The following is a 17,001-nucleotide window of genomic DNA, read 5'->3' as shown; positions in this document are numbered from 1 at the left end:
TTAGGTGTTCAAACCGATGTACGATCGACGAATAAACGTAGATCTTCTGATAGAAACTACACAAGAAGGATTAATGATGCAGAAATGAATACTGAACCGATATGAACACTGAAAACCCCTTCCCGGACAGGCAAACGCGTGATGCAGTACTCACTTGTCGTAACCATCTCCCGCCGGAACCGATCGGGGGAGATGTCGTTTTCGGTTTCGACGGATACGTCGACAACGTGCGAACGATTGGACGAAACGTTGACGACGGTCTCCAAGAACGTATCACGACGCTCGACGAGTTCGGTGCTGAGGTGTCGACGTCGGCGGCAGCCAACAGTTCACTCTCGGTGTCGTGGGAGAACGAGCGGCGACGAACCGGCGGCCATACCAGCCACCTCTCGCGAGTGTACCAGGGTATGGGATTCGACCCGACGATGCTTGGAATGTGCGGTGATCCGCTCCTCGACATCTTCGAGAGAGAGTTCGTCGACTGTACCATCCACTCGCTGGGCGATCCGGGCGTCACCGACGCTATCGAATTCGACGACGGTAAGCTCATGCTGATGGAAAGCGGCGACGCCGGGAGACTCGACTGGGACTTGCTCACGTCTCGAGTCGGTGTCGAAACACTGATCGACGAACTCGACGGGGCGCGACTGCTCGGAATCGGATACTGGTCGGTAATTCCGTCCCTCGCCGGTATCCTCGACGGGGTACGGGAGCACGTGTTTCCGAAACTCTCCAGCCCGCCTGGACACGTGTTGCTCGATCCGGCCAACATCCGAGAACTCGATCGATCGAAACTTGCGGAGATCGCTTCAGCAACGCGACGTCTCAACGAGGTCGTCGACCTGACCGTCTCCGCGAATCGGTTCGAGACGAAAGTGTTGGCCGCCGAACTCGGCGATGGCGCCGGCGACAGCATCGTCGACGACGCTCGGACTGCGTTTGACGCCCTCGATGTCGACCGGTTCGTCGGCCACGGCGTCACGGAATCGGTGGTCGTGAACGAAGAACAGGTGGCCAGCGTCGCCGTCCCGCCCGTCGAGTCGCCCGAGCTGACGACGAGTGCGGGAGACCATTTCAACGCTGGTGTGACCCTCGGCCTCATCGAGGGGCTACCGGACGACGCCGCTGTCGTCCTCGGGAATGCCCTCGCCCGCGAGTTCGTCCGAACCGGTGAAACGCCGTGCTATCCTGACGTCGTCTCTGCCGTCGAATCCTACGGCACCCAGTTCGACTAACCCGTCGTCTCCAAATCGTTCTTTACGGTACGGCCGTCTGTAGGACGAAGTCCGTCTGCCAAGCGTCGTCTTCGAGCCAGAAGTGAGGAGTAAAACGGTGAAGACGCGCAGCGATCAGAGGGCCGAGAGGAGTCGTTCCCGGTACCGGTGTACGAAGGTGTACAACATGATTGCAGAGAACAGCACTACCCCGTTGATCGCTTGGACAATCTGTGGATCGATATTCAGCATCACCAATCCTGCAGCGATAGTGCCGAGCAGCAGTACTCCACCGAGAGCGTTGAGTACGTTGCCGCGACCACCGAACAGGCTGATCCCTCCGATAACCGCCGCCGTGAACGCCGGAAACAGCTGTGCCGTTCCCAGCGTCGGAGTGGCACCGCCGTTGAATCCAGTGAGGAGCAATCCTCCCAACGCAGCTAGCATTCCTGAAAGGACGAAGACGGCGATGACCACGCGGTCTGTGTCGATGCCCGCTTCAGCGGCGGACTCCTCATCCCCGCCGACGGCGTATACCTTTCTTCCGAACCGCGTTTTCGTTAACATGAACCACGTCACAACGTAGAGGGCCAGAAGGAAGAAAATGGCAACCGGGACAGCCTGGGCGAGCAGCCCTCCGAGAGACACACTCCCGCCGCCAAGCCACAGATAGCTCTCCGGCAGGCCGTAGACTGATCGTGTGGACAGCACCAATATGCCTCCCTCGAATATGATGAGCGTTGAGAGCGTCTGCAGGAACGGATTGACATCGAACTTGGCGATGAAGAACCCGTTCAGGAATCCGATCGTGCCGCCGACTGCCAGAAGAACCAGGATCCCCACGACCCCCGGTGCTCCCGGGAACCACTCCGTGAGGAACAGCGCAGCTGCCATCGCAGAGAAACCCGCAACCGAACCGACCGAGAGATCGAAGTTCCCGCTGAGTAGACAAATCGCTTCTGCGAGAGCAATTGCACCCAGTCCTGCGCTCATGTACAACAAGAATTCGATGTTGTTGTACTGAGTGAAGACATCCGGCAGTAGTATGGAGAAGACTACAAACGCTACCAGCAGGATCGGCCAAATGAGGTTGTCCAGCGTGAACAACATCATCCGAGTCCGGTCCTCCCTCAATTGAGAGATTCTGGAGGTCAAGTTAGATGTTACACTCATTCTTGTGGAAGAGTTGCGTCTCGATCAACCCTCGATCTCGCGGTATACGTTTCCGTAGAGGTATGCCGCCTCGGCGTTATCCTGCGTGATCATTGCGTGTCTGCATTTCAGCCACGGCCACCAGGTCTGGTCGTCGGCTTCATACTCGGTCATGTCGGCAGGCCCCCAGAACTGTTCTTCCCATGGGTTGATTCCCTCGACTTCCTTGTTCTCGATCGAGAGTTCTTCTCCGGGAGTGACCGTGTCGCCGACTTGCGGAAGCGCGTCTTCGCCCCCTTCGAGATAGTCCCACATTAGTTCAAGCGTGAGCGGGGCGTACATGTGAAGTGGCTGGTCGACAGCGAAGTCGTAATAGCCGTCCGCAATTCGCTGATTGAGTTCCGGCCCACCGTCGATGCCGAAGGCCATAACGTGGTCTTCGTGATCCGAGGGGTGGTACATATCCATCTGATCCAGTGCAGTCAACGCGCCCATCCCACTGCCGACGTTGTTCGAGTAGATAGCATCGACATCGGGGTTAGCTTGTAAGGCGCTCTGTGTGTCCGGTGCCGAGTCTTCGGGGGTTCCGTCGCTTTCGATGCGATTGACGATTTCGACGTCGCTGGGAATATTCTCGGTGAACCCGTAGAGGCGCTCCTGACTCGTCGTGGATTCGAAGTTGAAGACGCTGGTAATCACTTTTGGTTCGTCGATTCCCTGTTCTTCAATCATCTCGGTGAACTGTTCGGCCGCAACGCGACCGCCTTCGTACTGTCCGAACAAAGCGCCGATCAACACGTCTTCAGATAGCGTCGCCGTATCGAAGTTCATCACAGGGATGTTCTCCTCCGTGGCTGCCTCAACGATTTGAGCTGACGCCTGTCCGTCGTAGGGGTTCAGCAAGATGCCGTCGACCCCCTGGTTGATCGCGTTGATCGCGTCTTGAGTCTGCTTCGAAGCGTCGAATTGGGCATCCAGAATGGTGATCTCTACGTCATCCATGTCCTGGGTGTACCAGTTGGCTGCCTGGCCCTGCACGTATAGGCCGGCCTGTCCCATCGACTTCATCGAAACGACGATGTTCTGCGTGTCGTCGTCGGTCTCAAGGTCGTTACCACCGCTGCCTCCGTTTCCACCGTTGTCATCCTCTCCGAGACATCCTGCAAGTCCGATCGCGCTTGCTGCACCGATCCCTTTCAGGAGCTTTCTTCTATTAGTCATGTTAGCACGGGTTGTGTACCCGATAACTCCCATACCTCCCACACTACTTAATACTTTATATTCATAATTATGGATAATAACTGGTACTGAGTCATATTGAGGGAGAACGTTCTATTTGGGGAGTCTTCGTGCGAATTGATTCGCCATTTGACGCTCGCTACCGATCTCTCGTACCTACATCGGTCGTTGGAAGACGCTGGGAGTGCTCAGCTAGTAGACACTTCTGTTGACTCGTTTTGCGAACGCCGATCTATCGAACGGTCGCCCTCCTGCTCTGGCGCGTCGACCGGTTGTCCGGAAACCATCATATTGACGATATCGTCGCGTGTTACATCGCCAGTCTCAACGACGTCAACGATCTCTCCGTTGAACAGTATGGCAATGCGGTCGGTCATCGACCGCACCTCTTCGAGATTGTGATCGATGAGGATAACCGAGTGGCCAGAGTCTTTCAGCTGCTGAACCAGGTCTTCGACCTGTTCAACGGCCGCCTTTGAGAGCGCCGATGTCGGTTCGTCGAGAAGCACTATGTCTGGATCAGTCACGAGTGCACGTCCGATAGCGATCGCCTGTCGTTCCCCGCCGGAGAGATACTCAACGGGCGTTTCCGGATCGATATCGATGTTCAGATATTCACCAAGGATTCGGTCGGCTTCTTTTTTCATCTCCTCGTAGTCGACGATCGGGAGCACCCCACCAACTTTCTTTACCGGTTTTCTGCCGAGGAACAGGTTCTCTGCGACTGAGAGCTCGTCGACCAGCGCTAAATCTTGGTAGACAGTGCCCACGCCAAGACGACGAGCATGTTTAGGTCCGTGGATAGCGACTGATTCGCCACGGAAGCGAATTTCACCAGCGTCGGGTTGGTGAATACCGACTAGCGTTTTGACGAACGTTGACTTTCCCGCGCCGTTGTCTCCAACGAGGCCCAAGACTTCGTTGTCTCTAAGAGTGAGAGTAACGTCTGAGAGGGCCTCGACGGAACCAAATCGTTTCTGAAGATTCTCCACCTCGATGCGCGGTTGATTGGGGTCTGAAGTCATGAAAGGTTCATACTGCGTCGTGCAGATCGATGGTAACTATGCACATTCAGTATAAAAAACTTCGGTAAACCCCCAAGACTACGGCTGTACCCGATATTGGGTATTGGATAGAGAGGATAGAAATTACGTACGACAGACGGCAGGTGTTCTGTGCCCCTGTGAGAATTTTGCCGGAGTTGTGCTCGGTCGATCTTTCAGGGGTATAAACAGGGACTTGCAGCACTGCACAGCGACACTTTCCCGCCGATCATCGGGGAAAACCAAACCGATCGTAGTAACCAACGACGAAACGGAGACTGTGACCCGGCTTGGCTAAAAATTTCTCGTGAGGAACTAGTCGCATTCCACGCCTGAACCGGTGGGTGAACCCGATGGCAGTCATCGGTTTTCACACATCAACCGACGTTTTGAAGCGGACTAGCGTTCAGGACCGTGAGCCGGCCGTATTCTCTCCCCTATCGCACCGGCAAGTGAAAGATGAACGAAGTCTATCGACGATACCGGGTGGATACCCGCTTTTCGATCACTCAAAGGTATTTTCTACAAGTTCGATGTCCGTGAACAGTTTTCGGAAGTCGTCGGGAACCTTGCCATCCGTGATCAGGACCTCGATATCGTCGATCGATCCGAACTGGCGAAAACTCTGCTTGCCGAATTTCTCCGTCGTCGTAACGACGACGGTTCGAGCCGCGTTCGCGGCGACGAGACGTTTCAGGTTCGCTTCGGCCTCGTTCGGGGCCGACAGAGTTCCATCCAGTTCGACGCTGTTGACCCCGAGAAACGCCACGTCGAAGTTCGACGTGCGGATGTACTCCTCGGCCGTAGGGCCAGTGAGCGCCTTCGTTTCGCTGCGGAACTCTCCACCGGTCAATTTGACTGTGCCGTTCTCCGTGCCCAGTTCGGGCGTGAGAAGCGGGGAGTTCGTCACGGCGACGAACGACCCGTCGGCTGGCGCTTCCCTGGCGACCTGCATCGTCGTCGTTCCGGCGTCGAAATAGACGACCTGACCTTCTTGTATCTCCTCAACTGCACGGTTGGCGATCGCCTGTTTGCGATCGAGCTGTTGGACAACGCGCCGGTCGAACGACCGTTCGATACCAACGTTCGTTATGGGGACCGCTCCTCCGTGAGTTCGCTCCACCAGATCTCGATTGGCGAGTTCGTTTAAGTCCCGCCGAATCGTGGATTCTGAAACGGTAACGTGATCCGCTAACTCTTCCACTGTGAGTCCACCGTGTTTCGTCACTAACTCGACGATGGTACGGCGGCGCTTTTCCGGCGTACTCATGCCGTCTCACCACGGGAAACGGCCGCCTGCCACGTCAGTGGGGTATGCATAAAAGATGTTTTTTCGTGTGGAGATATATATCCACCGGCGACTTACCCGAGTGTCGGTTTCAGTCCCAGACGTCGCTGACGGACGCGTTTTCGTGTACGATTTTTGTGAGGGCGTCAACTGTCTGGGCCGGATCTTCGGATTTCCAGATCGTTCGGCCGATCATTAGCCCTCGAGCGCCGGCCGCTACCGACTCCTCGACGGATTCGAGCATAGCACGCGTCGTTCCCGACGCGGGACCGCCAAGAATCATTACAGGAACAGGCGCGTTCGAAACGATCGGCTCGAACGAATCGATGCTCCCCGTATAAGGGGCTTTCAGGATGTCCGCTCCAAACTCCCAGCCCAGTCGAAGGGCATCGGCAACGAACTCGGAATCGGTTTCTAACTGGTCGGGGATGCGTTCGCCCCACATTACGGGTTCGACAACCAGCGGAATCCCAGTACCACGAAGGTCTTCGGCTAACCCAGAGACGTATTCGACATTTCGGCGGAATGTCTCGTTGTCGTCTCTCCCAAACACGAGGACGACTTTGACGCCTGCGGGGTCGAACTCACGCAGAAACTCGGTATCGAAAGCCGGAGTCCAGAGGTCTTCACCGTGATCCCTGCCGGGACTGGTCGACCACGTGACGACATCCGCTGTGAGGACGACGTCTACGTTGGCTTCTTGAAGCCGGTCCTGATAGTGACGAGCAAAGTGAGGGCCAACGAGGACGCCGTCCGGGTTTCCTTGGAGTACGTTGTCGAGCGTTTTTTCTGGCGTTTTGAACCCATCTGGCGCACCGAGACTGAGTCCGTGATCGAGCGCTACGACGACTGAATTCCCTGACGGGGTATCGAGGAGCGGTATCTCTGACATCGAACTTCAGTCCAAAAAATAGGATCGATGTATATATTCGTTTCTATTTATTGCGGTTAGTCCAGTTGGTTGGCTACCTGTCCGTTGGAGCGGATGGGGTTGACTTTCGATAACGCTTATCTGGGCAATTCCTCCTGAAGGAGTGGCGATCGTCTCCGAAGCGCCACATGTGAGCGAGTCAGTTCTATCGAGACGGCTACCCCAGTTCAACGTTGTACAGATAGTGCGTGAGCTGGAATCGTTGCGAGTTCAAGTAGGTTGATCTATTCATTTGCAGTTCTCACGCAGCGGTTCATATTATTGCGTGTTTCGAAGATAGTTTTCCAGAAGAAATGCGCAGACAAAGTCACCTCAGTAAAAAATTCCACGTAGAGTTGGGAATGTCACTGGTCTCTCACACAATGACAATCAGTAACGAAGTGGCAAGGTGGATATTATATTGAGTGATAGGATGGATAGTATTGCTCAAAATTCGATTGAAATAGATTGACTACACTCAAATGTATCATTCAATCACTTAGTGTGAATGAGTGTCTACTGGAAATCTATCCGGATATCTGGCGCGTGTACTATCCTGGCAGTAGATTACAATTGTACATATGTAACAAGTTCACCGGTGTAGCCGTGATACACCGTTCGTCGAGACACCACGAGAGGCTCGATACCACTACGGAAAACGTTCATTCGGTGCCCCCGGACGAGCGTGTCGACAGTATCGATCGGTGGACCCACGAGCGGCTGTGAGTCCAGCCTCGATCGACCCGCTAGCCTTACACAGGTATGTTTGTAAAACAAACCACACGACGACCGAACTCGATTCCGCAAAGAGTCACCGGCACGGTTCCGATACTGGTGAGATATCTCCGCACGCGATATATTAGAAACTCAATTTTGTTTATTATGGTCGGAATCTGTTATAGGAGCATCGATAACTGAACATAGTATCCAATATTCGACAAATACTCAGACACTGGATGATAGCTCGAGATCGAGGAGGGTAGCCGAACGAAGACGAATCTCGATCGATGACTCGTAACGTCGGTAGGAAATCAATCGATGGGTTTCAGCGCTTCTACGCCGTTATAACCTCACTCTCGTTTAGTCTCGATCGATCGATAACTACCACAAATAACTACCACAAAATAGCCCTCCAGTTGATTTTCATCTCAGGATTATACGAACACGCATCTATTTACCAATACACTGGATATAACACGCTAAATTCCGATTATAGCTGATTTTCTACCCGTGTAATCTGCGTTATTGTAGACGATAGTAATCTGAGTATCGCTCGATCCGGATGACTGATTCGGATATCTACAACCGTACAAAACAGAATTCCAAAAAGACACGTGAAACGCCAAGCACCGCTAATAATAAACATAGAATAGTTTATTATGTCGCAGTCTACTCGACGGCCGGGGTGTCTCGGACTCCGATCGCCACTACACTGATTCTATGCGGTTCCGTCGTCGACCTTGCTCGTGACGCGTCCCGTTTCAAGCCGCTCGTCGTGGACGACACTTCCATGACGATCGAGAGCATCAATCCGGCGACCGGGGAAGTCGTCGACACATTCGACGAAGACTCCGAAGCCGACCGAGACGAGCGAATCGAGCGGGCGACCGAAACGTTCGAGGAGTGGCACGAAACGCCGATCGAACAGCGCCAGCAACTGCTCGCGACGGCAGGCGAGATCTTGCGGGACAACAGCGAGGAGTACGCCACCTTGATGACCGACGAGATGGGGAAGCCGATCGGCCAGGCTCGAGCCGAGGTCGAAAAGTGCGCCTGGGTCTGTGAGTACTACGCGGAACACGCGGCGGAGTTTCTCGGTGACGAAGCCGTTGCGGGCGATCCGAACGCGGAGACGAAAGTCGCCTACCAGCCGCTGGGACCGATACTCGCGGTCATGCCGTGGAACTTCCCGTTCTGGCAGGTGTTCCGGTTTGCCGCGCCGAATCTCACCGCGGGCAACGTCGGCCTGCTGAAACACGCCTCGAACGTTCCTGGTTGTGCCCGGGCGATCGAGGACGTCTTTCGCGAGGCCGGCTATCCAGAGGGGGCGTTCACCTCGCTGCTGATTGACTCCGACGAAGTCGGCGAGGTGATTTCGGACGATCGAATTCGGGGCGTCACACTCACCGGGAGCGACGGGGCCGGACGTGCTGTCGGCGGGACGGCCGGAAGCGAACTCAAAAAGAGCGTCCTCGAACTCGGCGGAAGCGATCCGTTCGTCGTCCTCGACGACGCACCGATGGACCGGACCGTCGAGACGGCGGTGCAGGCCCGACTCATTAACAACGGCCAGTCCTGTATCGCCGCGAAGCGGTTTATCGTCCACACCGACGTCTACGACGAGTTCGTCGATCGATTCGTCGACGAGATGGCGGCCCAGACCGTCGGCAACCCGATGGACGACGACACCGACATCGGCCCGCAGGCTCGCAAAGACCTCATGGAGGAACTTCACGACCAGGTCGAGGAGACGATCGACCGGGGCGGCAGGTGTCGACTCGGCGGCGAGCCGATCGATCGTGACGGCGCGTTCTACCCGCCGACCGTTCTGACGAACGTTCCCGAGGATGCACCTGCAGACAGCGAAGAACTGTTCGGCCCCGTCGCGACGGTCTTCGAGGTGCCGGACGAGGAGACGGCGATCGAAAAGGCGAACGACACCCGGTTCGGCCTGGGTGCGAGCGTTTGGACCGACGACCTAGAACGGGGCGAGCGCGTCGCCCGCCGGTTCGAGTCCGGTCTCGCGTTCGTGAACGAACTCGTCAAATCCGACCCGCGACTGCCCTTCGGCGGGGTGAAAGACTCCGGCTACGGCCGCGAACTCGCCCGCGAAGGTATCCACGAGTTCGTCAACACGAAAACGATCTGGGTGCAACACGAGGCCGGCGAGGAAACCGAGATGGTCGAGTAGCGCTCGAGTTCGGTCGACTCGTCGGGTAGCTCACCCGTCGGGGCGAACGTCTCACTCCTCGCGCTGGTACCGCCGATCGCGGTAGAGTCCGACCCCTGCGGCAGAAATCAACACCGCGAGGAAGGTACTGGCATAGAAGAGCACGGTTCCGAACTGCGAAAACGAGGCCGTGGAACCGGTTTCAGTAGGGTGTCGGGTGATCGTCGGGCCGGACTCGCTTGCGTCCCCACCTCCGTCAGCGTCGCCAGCGGCGCTGCCCTCCGTGTCGGCTGGTGATTCCGCAAGGTCGGTCTCCGGGTCGGCGTCACCCGGTTCGCCCTCCTCGACGTACTCGCCGTCGTCAGCGTCGTCGTCATCGTCTTCGATCGTCGAGAAGGTAAAATGGTGGACGTGCGTGTCGCCGGGATCGGCGGACGCGGTCGTCTCGATCGAGCGATTGTCGGTCGTCTCCGCCGTCACCGCGTACGCGCCGGCTTCGATTTCGAAGGCGTACGTTCCGTCGCCGCCGGTGGTCGCTTCCTCGCCAGCTTCGAGCACGGTAACGGTCGCGTCCGCGATCGGCGTCCCATCGTCGTACCGGACCATCCCGGAGATCTCGATCGGGGCGGGATCGAGAGTCGCGTTCTGGACGGTCCGGACGTTCGGAAAGACGGTCGGCTCGACGGTCCCAGTGTCGTAGCCGTCCGCGGCGATTGTCAGTCGGCTGTCTCCTTCCGGGAGTTCCATCCTGAACCGGCCGTCGGCGTCTGTCAGCGCTTCGGTGTCGATCGAATCGCCACCGGCTACCGCGTCGGCGTCGAGCGAGTCGGCCTCGATCGATGCACCCTCGACCGGCGTCCCGTTTCGATCGGTTACCGTTCCCTCGACGTACCCGGTTCGGAGCGGGGGCCTGTCGGGATCGAGCGAGAGCGAGACGGTTCTACGAGGTTCTCCGAACAACACGACGCGCTCGCGGTCGGTGTGGTAGTTTTCGGCCGAGGAGACGACGGTGTACTGACCCTGCCCCTCGAGCAAGACGGCGAGTTCGAAGGAGCCGTCGTCCTCGACATTCGTCTCCCAGTCCTCGACGCTGACGGTCGCGTTGGGGACGCTGTCGCCAGTTTCGTTGTCCGCCACCGTTCCTTCGATAACTCGATACTCGGCGTCGATCGTCGCCGTCTCGCCCTCGTCGACGCTGACGCGTTCGGAGCGCTGGTCGTATTCCTCAGGGTCGAACGAGACCGTGTACTCGCCCGGACCGACCGCGAACGAAAACGCGCCATCGTCGTCCGTAGTCGTCACCTGGCCCGTTTCGTCGATCGACACCGGCGCGTCCACAAGCGGTGCCCCCGCTTCGTTTGCGAGCACCCCCTCGACCGTCGCCGTCCCGTTACTCCCGTCGGTCTGAACGGCCGCGCCGACGGCGGCCGTCCCTGCGATCGCGACGAGACCGACGACTCCCACCGCAACGACGACCGCCCTGACTCGCCAGTCCTCGATCGACCCCGAACTCACAAGATTACGTACAGAACGGGGGCAAAATAACGTTCCGGCCGCGCGAACGATACAGACGATCGCTGGTGGTTTTTCGATCGATGGGTTCTTGGCCTGCTCCGGGGACAGTTTCGGGTGGGAGTCACGTTTTTGTGTTCCCTCCGTGAGGCGGACCTATGGCCGGACTGTACTACGACGAGTTTGTCGTCGGGGAGACGATCGACCACGAACGGCGACGGACCATCTCCGAAAGCGACAACCAGCGTTACTGCGACCTGACGATGAACCAGCAACCGCTGCACCTGGACGAGACGTTCGCGGCCGACACCGAGTTCGGAGCGCGTGTGGTCAACGGCCTCTACACGATGAGCCTGGCCGTCGGCGTCACCATCCCCGAGACGACCGACGGAACGATCGTCGCGAACCTCTCCTACGACGACGTCGAGCATCCTCGTCCCGTCTACCACGGTGATACGATCCGCGTCCAGTCGACGGTTACCGACAAACGCGAGACCAGCGACGGCGACCGTGGCATCGTGACGATGCGCGTCGAGGTGTTCAAAGCGAACGACCCAGCGGAACCGCTCGTCTGTTCGTTCGATCGAACCGTCCTCTCACTGAAACGGGCACACGGCGAGGGTGAGTGATCGATGGCTCGATCGACCGATCTCGATTCCGTTGGACCCGATTCCGCTGGCCCCGACTCGACCGGCCTCGACCCCACCGACCTCGACTGGCTCACCCTCGAAGACGACGAAGAGATCGTGTGGGCCAGCGGACCGGACAGACGCACGCTCGTCCCGGCGTTCGCCGTCGGTATCCCGCTCTCGATTATCCTGATCGGCATCCTCATTATCGCCGGCGAGTATCTGCGCGTCACGAACACCCACTACGTCGTCACGGACCAGGCACTCTACAAGAAAACCGGCGTCTTCTCTCGCGACGTCAAGCGGATCGAACACGGGAAGGTCCAGGACATCTCCTACTCCCAGAGTGCGGTCGGGAACTACTTCGGCTACGGGACGGTCGAAGTCTCTACGGCGGGGGGGTCCGGCGTCGAACTCTCCTTCAGATCCGTCCCCGACCCGCGAGCGGTTCAAAAACGGATCAGCGATCTCGTCGATCGCGATCGACCCCGAGGCGACGACGAACAGCCGGTGGATGACGTCCTCACTGAAATCCTCGCAGAACTCCGTGCGATTCGCGAGGCCGTCGAGGAGTCCTCTTCCCCACGGGAGTCGAAACCCAGCACGGACCCGGACACACGGTCGACGCCGGACGACTCCCATCCCTCCCGATGACACGTTCGGATCTCCGTTCGACCGACGGCGTGCAGGCCGACGCGCCCCAGTCCGTCGGGGAGAGTGACTGGCTCGCGACCGGGGCTGGCGAAGCCGTCCGGTGGCAGGGCCGGCCGCGGCTCCAGACCGTCTACCCCTGGGTCGCCCTCGGCATCGCCGGGATTTTCGCGATCGGTAGTGCCGTTGGACTCAATATCGTGTCGCCGCTCGGGCTGGTCTGGCTTCCGATCGTTCTCGTCCCCGCGTGCTGGCAGTACGCTCGGGTCTCGCGGACGGCTTTTCTGATCACGAACCGTCGGGTCGCCGTCAGGAACGGGGTTCTCGGCGTGTCCGTCCGCGTCGTCACGCTCGATCGGATTCAAAATACGAGCGTCACTCAGGGTCCAATCGGCCGACTGATCGGCTACGGCCGAGTCACGATCGAGACCGCCGGCGGTCTCGAACTCCAGTTCTGGAACGTCGAGTCACCGGCCGAGATCAGGGCCAGACTCGACGCCCAACGGGAGACCCGCTCGCGTTCGCTTCCCGGCACTCGCGAACAGTGGCTGTCCGTCCGTGCGGAAGTTCGTGCGTGGCGGCGCACGATCGATCGAATTCGACGATAGGGTCTGCTGTCGCTGCCCGGACAGTGTGGCTCGATGGGCCGGGAACGACGAGCCTCAGGCCACCGTCGCGATCATGTAGACGTTGACGAAGACGGCTGCCGTCCACGGGATCGCAAGCCCCGCCGGAACGATCGCGCGATAGGCTTTGGGGAGCATCGGCCTGCAGATCAGTCCGATCGCGATCGCAACCCCCTTCAACGCGAGCATGCCGATGACGCCGTAGTCGTCGATCACGCTCCGAGCGACCGGATTCGACTCGCTCAGACCGAGGTGTAAGCCGACGAACGTCGTCACGATGTCGCCGACGAGCGAGAGAACGACGAGGATCCACAGCAACCGCTCGAGATCGGCGAGAAACGCATCTCCGGGCAGTCGGTGACGCAGGTACGCGCCGTCGGAACTCATAGCCTCTCGATCGGAATCGAACCGATCGCAACCGGCCCACGGGAGAGTGTGTGGCGATGTCGCAGGCGGCGATTCCACTACCCGTGGTATTGTTATGGCAATCGTAGGGCGATCGAGGGCGGGAGTAATGGCGGACAACCGCCAGGAACCCGTCGCTACCGATCGGTTTCGATCGAGACCGACGGATGTCGAGCGCTCAGATTACCGTTCCGTGCTTCTTGTTCGGCAGATCCTTTTCGACGTCGGCGTAGAACTCGAACCGGGCGGCCAGTTCCTCGCGCAGCGTACTGGGCGGTACGATCTCGTCGATGACGACGTCGCTGGCCATTCGGTGGATATCGATGTCCTCGCGGTAGGCCTCGCGCAGCTCCCGTTCTGTTCGCTCGCGTTCGTCCGGATCGTCGATCGCCGAGAGTTTGCGAGCGTAGACGGCGTTGATCGCCGCTTCGGGACCCATAATGGCGATCTCACCCGACGGGAGGCCGATGACGCTCTCGGGGTCGAACGCCGGGCCGCCCATCGCGTAGATCCCCGCGCCGTAGGCTTTGCGGACGACCACGGTCTGCTGAGGGACCGTCGCCGCGGAGGTCGCGTAAATCATCTTCTTCCCCTGTTCTAAGATGCCGTCTTTTTCGACCTGAGAACCGGCCATGAACCCCGGTGTGTCACAGAGATAGAGTAGCGGGATGTTGAACGCGTCCGATTTCCAGATGAACTCCGCGGCCTTCTTCGCGGAGTCGGGGAAGATCGCTCCCGCGCGATGGGCGGGCTGGTTCGCAACGATACCGATCGGCCGGCCATCGATACGGGCGTAGGCGGTGACGATCTCCCGGCCGTAATCGGGTTGTAACTCGAAGTACGACCCCTCGTCGACGATCGCGTCGATCACGTCGGTCACGTCGTAGCCCTTGTTCGGGTGCTCCGGGACGATGCTGTCGATCGTCGCGGGCGACGTTGCGGGCTCGATCGCCTCTCCGCGAGGCGGTTTCTCGTCGGCGTTGTCGGGCAGGTAGCTGAGCAACTGGGCGACGAGGTCGCGGGCGTGTTCCTCGTCGGTCGCGACCAGGTCCGCGGAACCCGATTCGCGGGCATGGACGTCTGGGCCGCCCAGTTCTTGTAGGCTGATCTCTTCACCGGTGACCATCCGAACCATCCGCGGGGACGCGATCGCCATCGCGGACATCCCCTCGACCATGATCGTGAAGTCCGCGAAGACGGGCGTGTAGGCCGCCCCGGCGATACAGGGACCGTAGAGCACACATACCTGTGGTACGCGCCCCGAGAGCATCGAGTGGTTGTAGTAGTACTTCCCGATTCCCTCGCGGTTCGCGAAGAAGCCGGTCTGCTGGTCGATGCGTCCGCCCGAGGAGTCCATCAGGTAGAAGACCGGCTTCCCGGTTTTGAGCGCCCGCTGTTGCATTCGGAGGAACTTCTCGACGCCCTTTGCGGCCATGCTCCCGCGCTTGACGGTGTAGTCGTTGGCCATGAAATGGACGTCCCGCCCCTCGAAGGTCGCACCCCCCGTGATGAGGCCGTCCGCCGGGAGTCGGTCGTCGGATTCCGCGTCGACGTTTGCACCTCGTGGATGCCAGTCGTCGAACGCCGCGAACTTCCCGTCCTCGAAGAGAAAGGCGTCGTCATCGCCGCCGAACCAGAGGTCGAGACGATCGCGGACGAAGAGTTTTCCCTCCTCGGGCAGTTGCTCACGGTACTTTTCGGGGCCGCCCGCGAGGATATCCTCGATCTCTTCCCAGAGCAACGCTTCGCGATCGGTCCGGCCGGAAGTCGCCCCTGCGGCGTCTTCGACGCTGCTCCCGCCGCCCGGGCGCGCACCGCTCGCCTCGGCAGGTCGTGAGCCAGACTCCTGGCCGTTCGCGTCCGAACCGGGCGAGGGCGCACCGGCGTGCTCGTGAACGGCCACCGGCTCGTCGTCGCGACCCACGTACACCTCGATCGTCTCCCCGACGTGTTCGGCAAGCGCAGCGGCGATCGCTGACGCCTCCTCGTCCGACGCCCCTGCCGCGATTCGGACCTTCATGGCAAAATTTGTTACCGCGCCAGTACAAGTCGTTTTCCCCCGGCGGCTCCCGATTCAGCCAGCGGTCGAGAGTGGTTCTGTGTGCGTCGCCTCGATCCGGTACCGGGTGCTCGCTCGGCACGTGCAGGCACAACTGCTATTCTCGATTTCCACGAGTATTCCGTTACTACGACAGCGTAGGTGAAGATTAGCTTTGATGCGGTGAGGCCCATCAGCAGACGACTCGACGCTTCGAGACCGGTACGATAAATGTCTGATACCCAGTCTGGACCATCCACACACCTTTCGACCGTTCGCGATCGACTCGACGCGGGCATGGACCGCCGTAAGTTCCTCCGAACCGTTGCGACCGGCGGCTACGCGATCGGTGCGGCCCACCTCCTCGGCGTCGACGACTTCCTCGGCACGGACGACGGAGCGGTGCCGATCGTGACGGCGCTCGCCCGCACGGACCCCGACGATCCGTGGTCGCTCGAGGAACGAACGCGAGAGGTCCCGGCCGACTGGTACGCCTCCGTCGAGAAGGCGATCGAACTCAACGAACTCCTCGCACAGTTCGGCTTTACCGGGTATCTCGGAAGCGCGGTCGTTCCCGGGGCGTACGCGGACGGCACGGCAACGCTCTCGGTCGGGGTTTCCAGCGACGCCGACTCGCTGCTGGAGGTTCTCGACGAGTTCAGAGACGGAATCTCCATCGACGTCGAAACGATCGTCGACGCGGAGGGACCGAAAGACGGCCTCGAAGCGCTCGAACCGCGGTACATCGACTCCGTTACCGACGGGTTCGTTCCCGGCGGGGTCGCCTGTCGAACCCCCTCGAGTACGGCGACGCTCGGTCCGGCGCTCTATCATCCGGACGGGGAGCGCCAGTTCTTCGTAACGGCAGCACACGCCTTCGACGATGCGGTCGACGATGCGCGGTTGTCGTTGCCGGTCGATGGGGCGGAAACGCTCGACCTCGGGAGTGTGGCCCACGCCCACTCGGTCGAGGATATCGCTGCGGTGGAACCGGCCGGTCGGATCAGGCCCGCCAGCGAGATCGATACTCCGACCACCCACAGGGTTCTCGGGCAGTTCACCCGGTGGGGGCTTGCCGACCTCGTCGCGCGGGGCGAAGAACTCCAGAAAGTCGGTGCCCTCACCGGTCACACGTCCGGTCGGATTCAGGGAATCGACGCGGTCACCTGTTTCACCGACGATTTCTGCCGCCCCGGCCAGATCCGCTGGGGTGGACAGATGGACCTGACCGACGGTGATAGCGGGTCGGTGAGTTTTCATCCCGACCCGCAGGGGGATGACGACGAAGTGCTCGTTGCCGGGTTCAACAACGCCCGAACCTGGTGGCCGGGACAGAGCTACGTCTGGGGGGTCGCCGCCTACGAACTGACCGACATGTACGGGTATCATTTCTAAATTGACGAT

Annotated in this window: 14 protein-coding genes; 6 read left to right on the top strand and 8 right to left on the bottom strand. The window is 59.4% G+C overall.

The genetic code is table 11. From position 1 onward, the window contains the following. The first annotated feature begins 101 nt into the window (after positions 1-101). Complete coding sequence (locus tag AC6I6L_RS04900; RefSeq protein ID WP_497916589.1) at positions 102-1,235, top strand: PfkB family carbohydrate kinase; 1,134 nt, start codon at positions 102-104, stop codon at positions 1,233-1,235. Positions 1,236-1,349: 114 nt separating this feature from the next. Here AC6I6L_RS04900 and AC6I6L_RS04895 read toward each other — a convergent pair whose 3' ends face one another. From AC6I6L_RS04895 to AC6I6L_RS04875, 5 genes are all read right to left on the bottom strand, one after another. Continuing rightward, the gene (locus AC6I6L_RS04895; protein ID WP_497916588.1) at positions 1,350-2,327 is read right to left on the bottom strand and encodes an ABC transporter permease; all 978 of its coding nucleotides are present in this window, start codon (positions 2,325-2,327) and stop codon (positions 1,350-1,352) included. Between the two features lie 84 nt (positions 2,328-2,411). Next, positions 2,412-3,587: a sugar ABC transporter substrate-binding protein gene (locus AC6I6L_RS04890; protein ID WP_497916587.1), complete on the bottom strand. Its 1,176-nt coding sequence runs from the start codon at positions 3,585-3,587 to the stop codon at positions 2,412-2,414. A 206-nt stretch (positions 3,588-3,793) separates the two neighbouring features. Beyond that, positions 3,794-4,630, bottom strand: coding sequence for an ATP-binding cassette domain-containing protein (locus AC6I6L_RS04885; RefSeq protein WP_497916586.1), 837 nt, complete (start codon positions 4,628-4,630; stop codon positions 3,794-3,796). 523 nt (positions 4,631-5,153) lie between these two features. Further along, positions 5,154-5,918: an HTH-type transcriptional regulator GlpR gene (gene glpR / locus AC6I6L_RS04880; RefSeq protein ID WP_497916585.1), complete on the bottom strand. Its 765-nt coding sequence runs from the start codon at positions 5,916-5,918 to the stop codon at positions 5,154-5,156. A gap of 109 nt (positions 5,919-6,027) precedes the next feature. Continuing rightward, the gene (locus AC6I6L_RS04875; protein WP_497916584.1) at positions 6,028-6,828 is read right to left on the bottom strand and encodes a class I fructose-bisphosphate aldolase; all 801 of its coding nucleotides are present in this window, start codon (positions 6,826-6,828) and stop codon (positions 6,028-6,030) included. Positions 6,829-8,356: 1,528 nt separating this feature from the next. On the opposite strand from AC6I6L_RS04875, the gene AC6I6L_RS04870 reads away from it, so the two are divergent. Further along, complete coding sequence (locus tag AC6I6L_RS04870; protein ID WP_497916583.1) at positions 8,357-9,757, top strand: NAD-dependent succinate-semialdehyde dehydrogenase; 1,401 nt, start codon at positions 8,357-8,359, stop codon at positions 9,755-9,757. A 51-nt stretch (positions 9,758-9,808) separates the two neighbouring features. Here AC6I6L_RS04870 and AC6I6L_RS04865 read toward each other — a convergent pair whose 3' ends face one another. Further along, complete coding sequence (locus tag AC6I6L_RS04865; protein WP_497916582.1) at positions 9,809-11,251, bottom strand: carboxypeptidase regulatory-like domain-containing protein; 1,443 nt, start codon at positions 11,249-11,251, stop codon at positions 9,809-9,811. A 155-nt stretch (positions 11,252-11,406) separates the two neighbouring features. Between AC6I6L_RS04865 and AC6I6L_RS04860 the strand changes: the two genes are divergently transcribed. Genes AC6I6L_RS04860 through AC6I6L_RS04850 form a run of 3 tightly spaced genes read left to right on the top strand, consistent with a single transcriptional unit; the run spans position 11,407 to position 13,136 of the window. Continuing rightward, complete coding sequence (locus AC6I6L_RS04860) at positions 11,407-11,877, top strand: MaoC family dehydratase (RefSeq protein ID WP_497916581.1); 471 nt, start codon at positions 11,407-11,409, stop codon at positions 11,875-11,877. 3 nt (positions 11,878-11,880) lie between these two features. Further along, a complete protein-coding gene (locus AC6I6L_RS04855; protein ID WP_497916580.1) occupies positions 11,881-12,531 on the top strand; it encodes a PH domain-containing protein in 651 nt (216 codons plus the stop codon). Next, positions 12,528-13,136 carry a PH domain-containing protein gene (locus AC6I6L_RS04850; protein ID WP_497916579.1) on the top strand — a complete coding sequence of 203 codons (609 nt, stop codon included), beginning with the start codon at positions 12,528-12,530 and terminating at the stop codon, positions 13,134-13,136. Before AC6I6L_RS04855 ends, AC6I6L_RS04850 begins: the two co-directional genes overlap by 4 nt. A 54-nt stretch (positions 13,137-13,190) precedes the next feature. Here the strand turns inward: AC6I6L_RS04850 and AC6I6L_RS04845 are convergent, their stop codons facing one another. Together AC6I6L_RS04845 and AC6I6L_RS04840 are read right to left on the bottom strand one after the other, a co-directional pair. Then, complete coding sequence (locus tag AC6I6L_RS04845) at positions 13,191-13,541, bottom strand: DUF5658 family protein (RefSeq protein WP_497916578.1); 351 nt, start codon at positions 13,539-13,541, stop codon at positions 13,191-13,193. 196 nt (positions 13,542-13,737) lie between these two features. Next, positions 13,738-15,579 (bottom strand): acyl-CoA carboxylase subunit beta, encoded by a 1,842-nt coding sequence (locus AC6I6L_RS04840; protein ID WP_497916577.1) that lies wholly within the window; start codon positions 15,577-15,579, stop codon positions 13,738-13,740. A gap of 249 nt (positions 15,580-15,828) precedes the next feature. Here AC6I6L_RS04840 and AC6I6L_RS04835 point away from each other — a divergent pair, with 249 nt between their 5' ends. Then, positions 15,829-16,992 (top strand): hypothetical protein, encoded by a 1,164-nt coding sequence (locus AC6I6L_RS04835; RefSeq protein WP_497916576.1) that lies wholly within the window; start codon positions 15,829-15,831, stop codon positions 16,990-16,992. Positions 16,993-17,001 lie beyond the last annotated feature (9 nt).

This window comes from Halosolutus sp. DAT137 (genome assembly GCF_059736405.1).
Note: the sequence above shows the minus strand (reverse complement) of the source record. Positions and strands in the feature narration are given on the sequence as shown.

Excerpts from the sequence above, each read along its gene's own strand:
- AC6I6L_RS04900 (WP_497916589.1), top strand. The coding sequence starts at position 102 with ATGAACACTGAAAACCCCTTCCCGGACAGGCAAACGCGTGATGCAGTA.
- AC6I6L_RS04895 (WP_497916588.1), bottom strand. The coding sequence starts at position 2,327 with ATGATGTTGTTCACGCTGGACAACCTCATTTGGCCGATCCTGCTGGTA.
- AC6I6L_RS04890 (WP_497916587.1), bottom strand. The coding sequence starts at position 3,587 with ATGACTAATAGAAGAAAGCTCCTGAAAGGGATCGGTGCAGCAAGCGCG.
- AC6I6L_RS04885 (WP_497916586.1), bottom strand. The coding sequence starts at position 4,630 with ATGACTTCAGACCCCAATCAACCGCGCATCGAGGTGGAGAATCTTCAG.
- glpR (WP_497916585.1), bottom strand. The coding sequence starts at position 5,918 with ATGAGTACGCCGGAAAAGCGCCGCCGTACCATCGTCGAGTTAGTGACG.
- AC6I6L_RS04875 (WP_497916584.1), bottom strand. The coding sequence starts at position 6,828 with ATGTCAGAGATACCGCTCCTCGATACCCCGTCAGGGAATTCAGTCGTC.
- AC6I6L_RS04870 (WP_497916583.1), top strand. The coding sequence starts at position 8,357 with ATGACGATCGAGAGCATCAATCCGGCGACCGGGGAAGTCGTCGACACA.
- AC6I6L_RS04860 (WP_497916581.1), top strand. The coding sequence starts at position 11,407 with ATGGCCGGACTGTACTACGACGAGTTTGTCGTCGGGGAGACGATCGAC.
- AC6I6L_RS04855 (WP_497916580.1), top strand. The coding sequence starts at position 11,881 with ATGGCTCGATCGACCGATCTCGATTCCGTTGGACCCGATTCCGCTGGC.
- AC6I6L_RS04850 (WP_497916579.1), top strand. The coding sequence starts at position 12,528 with ATGACACGTTCGGATCTCCGTTCGACCGACGGCGTGCAGGCCGACGCG.
- AC6I6L_RS04845 (WP_497916578.1), bottom strand. The coding sequence starts at position 13,541 with ATGAGTTCCGACGGCGCGTACCTGCGTCACCGACTGCCCGGAGATGCG.
- AC6I6L_RS04840 (WP_497916577.1), bottom strand. The coding sequence starts at position 15,579 with ATGAAGGTCCGAATCGCGGCAGGGGCGTCGGACGAGGAGGCGTCAGCG.
- AC6I6L_RS04835 (WP_497916576.1), top strand. The coding sequence starts at position 15,829 with ATGTCTGATACCCAGTCTGGACCATCCACACACCTTTCGACCGTTCGC.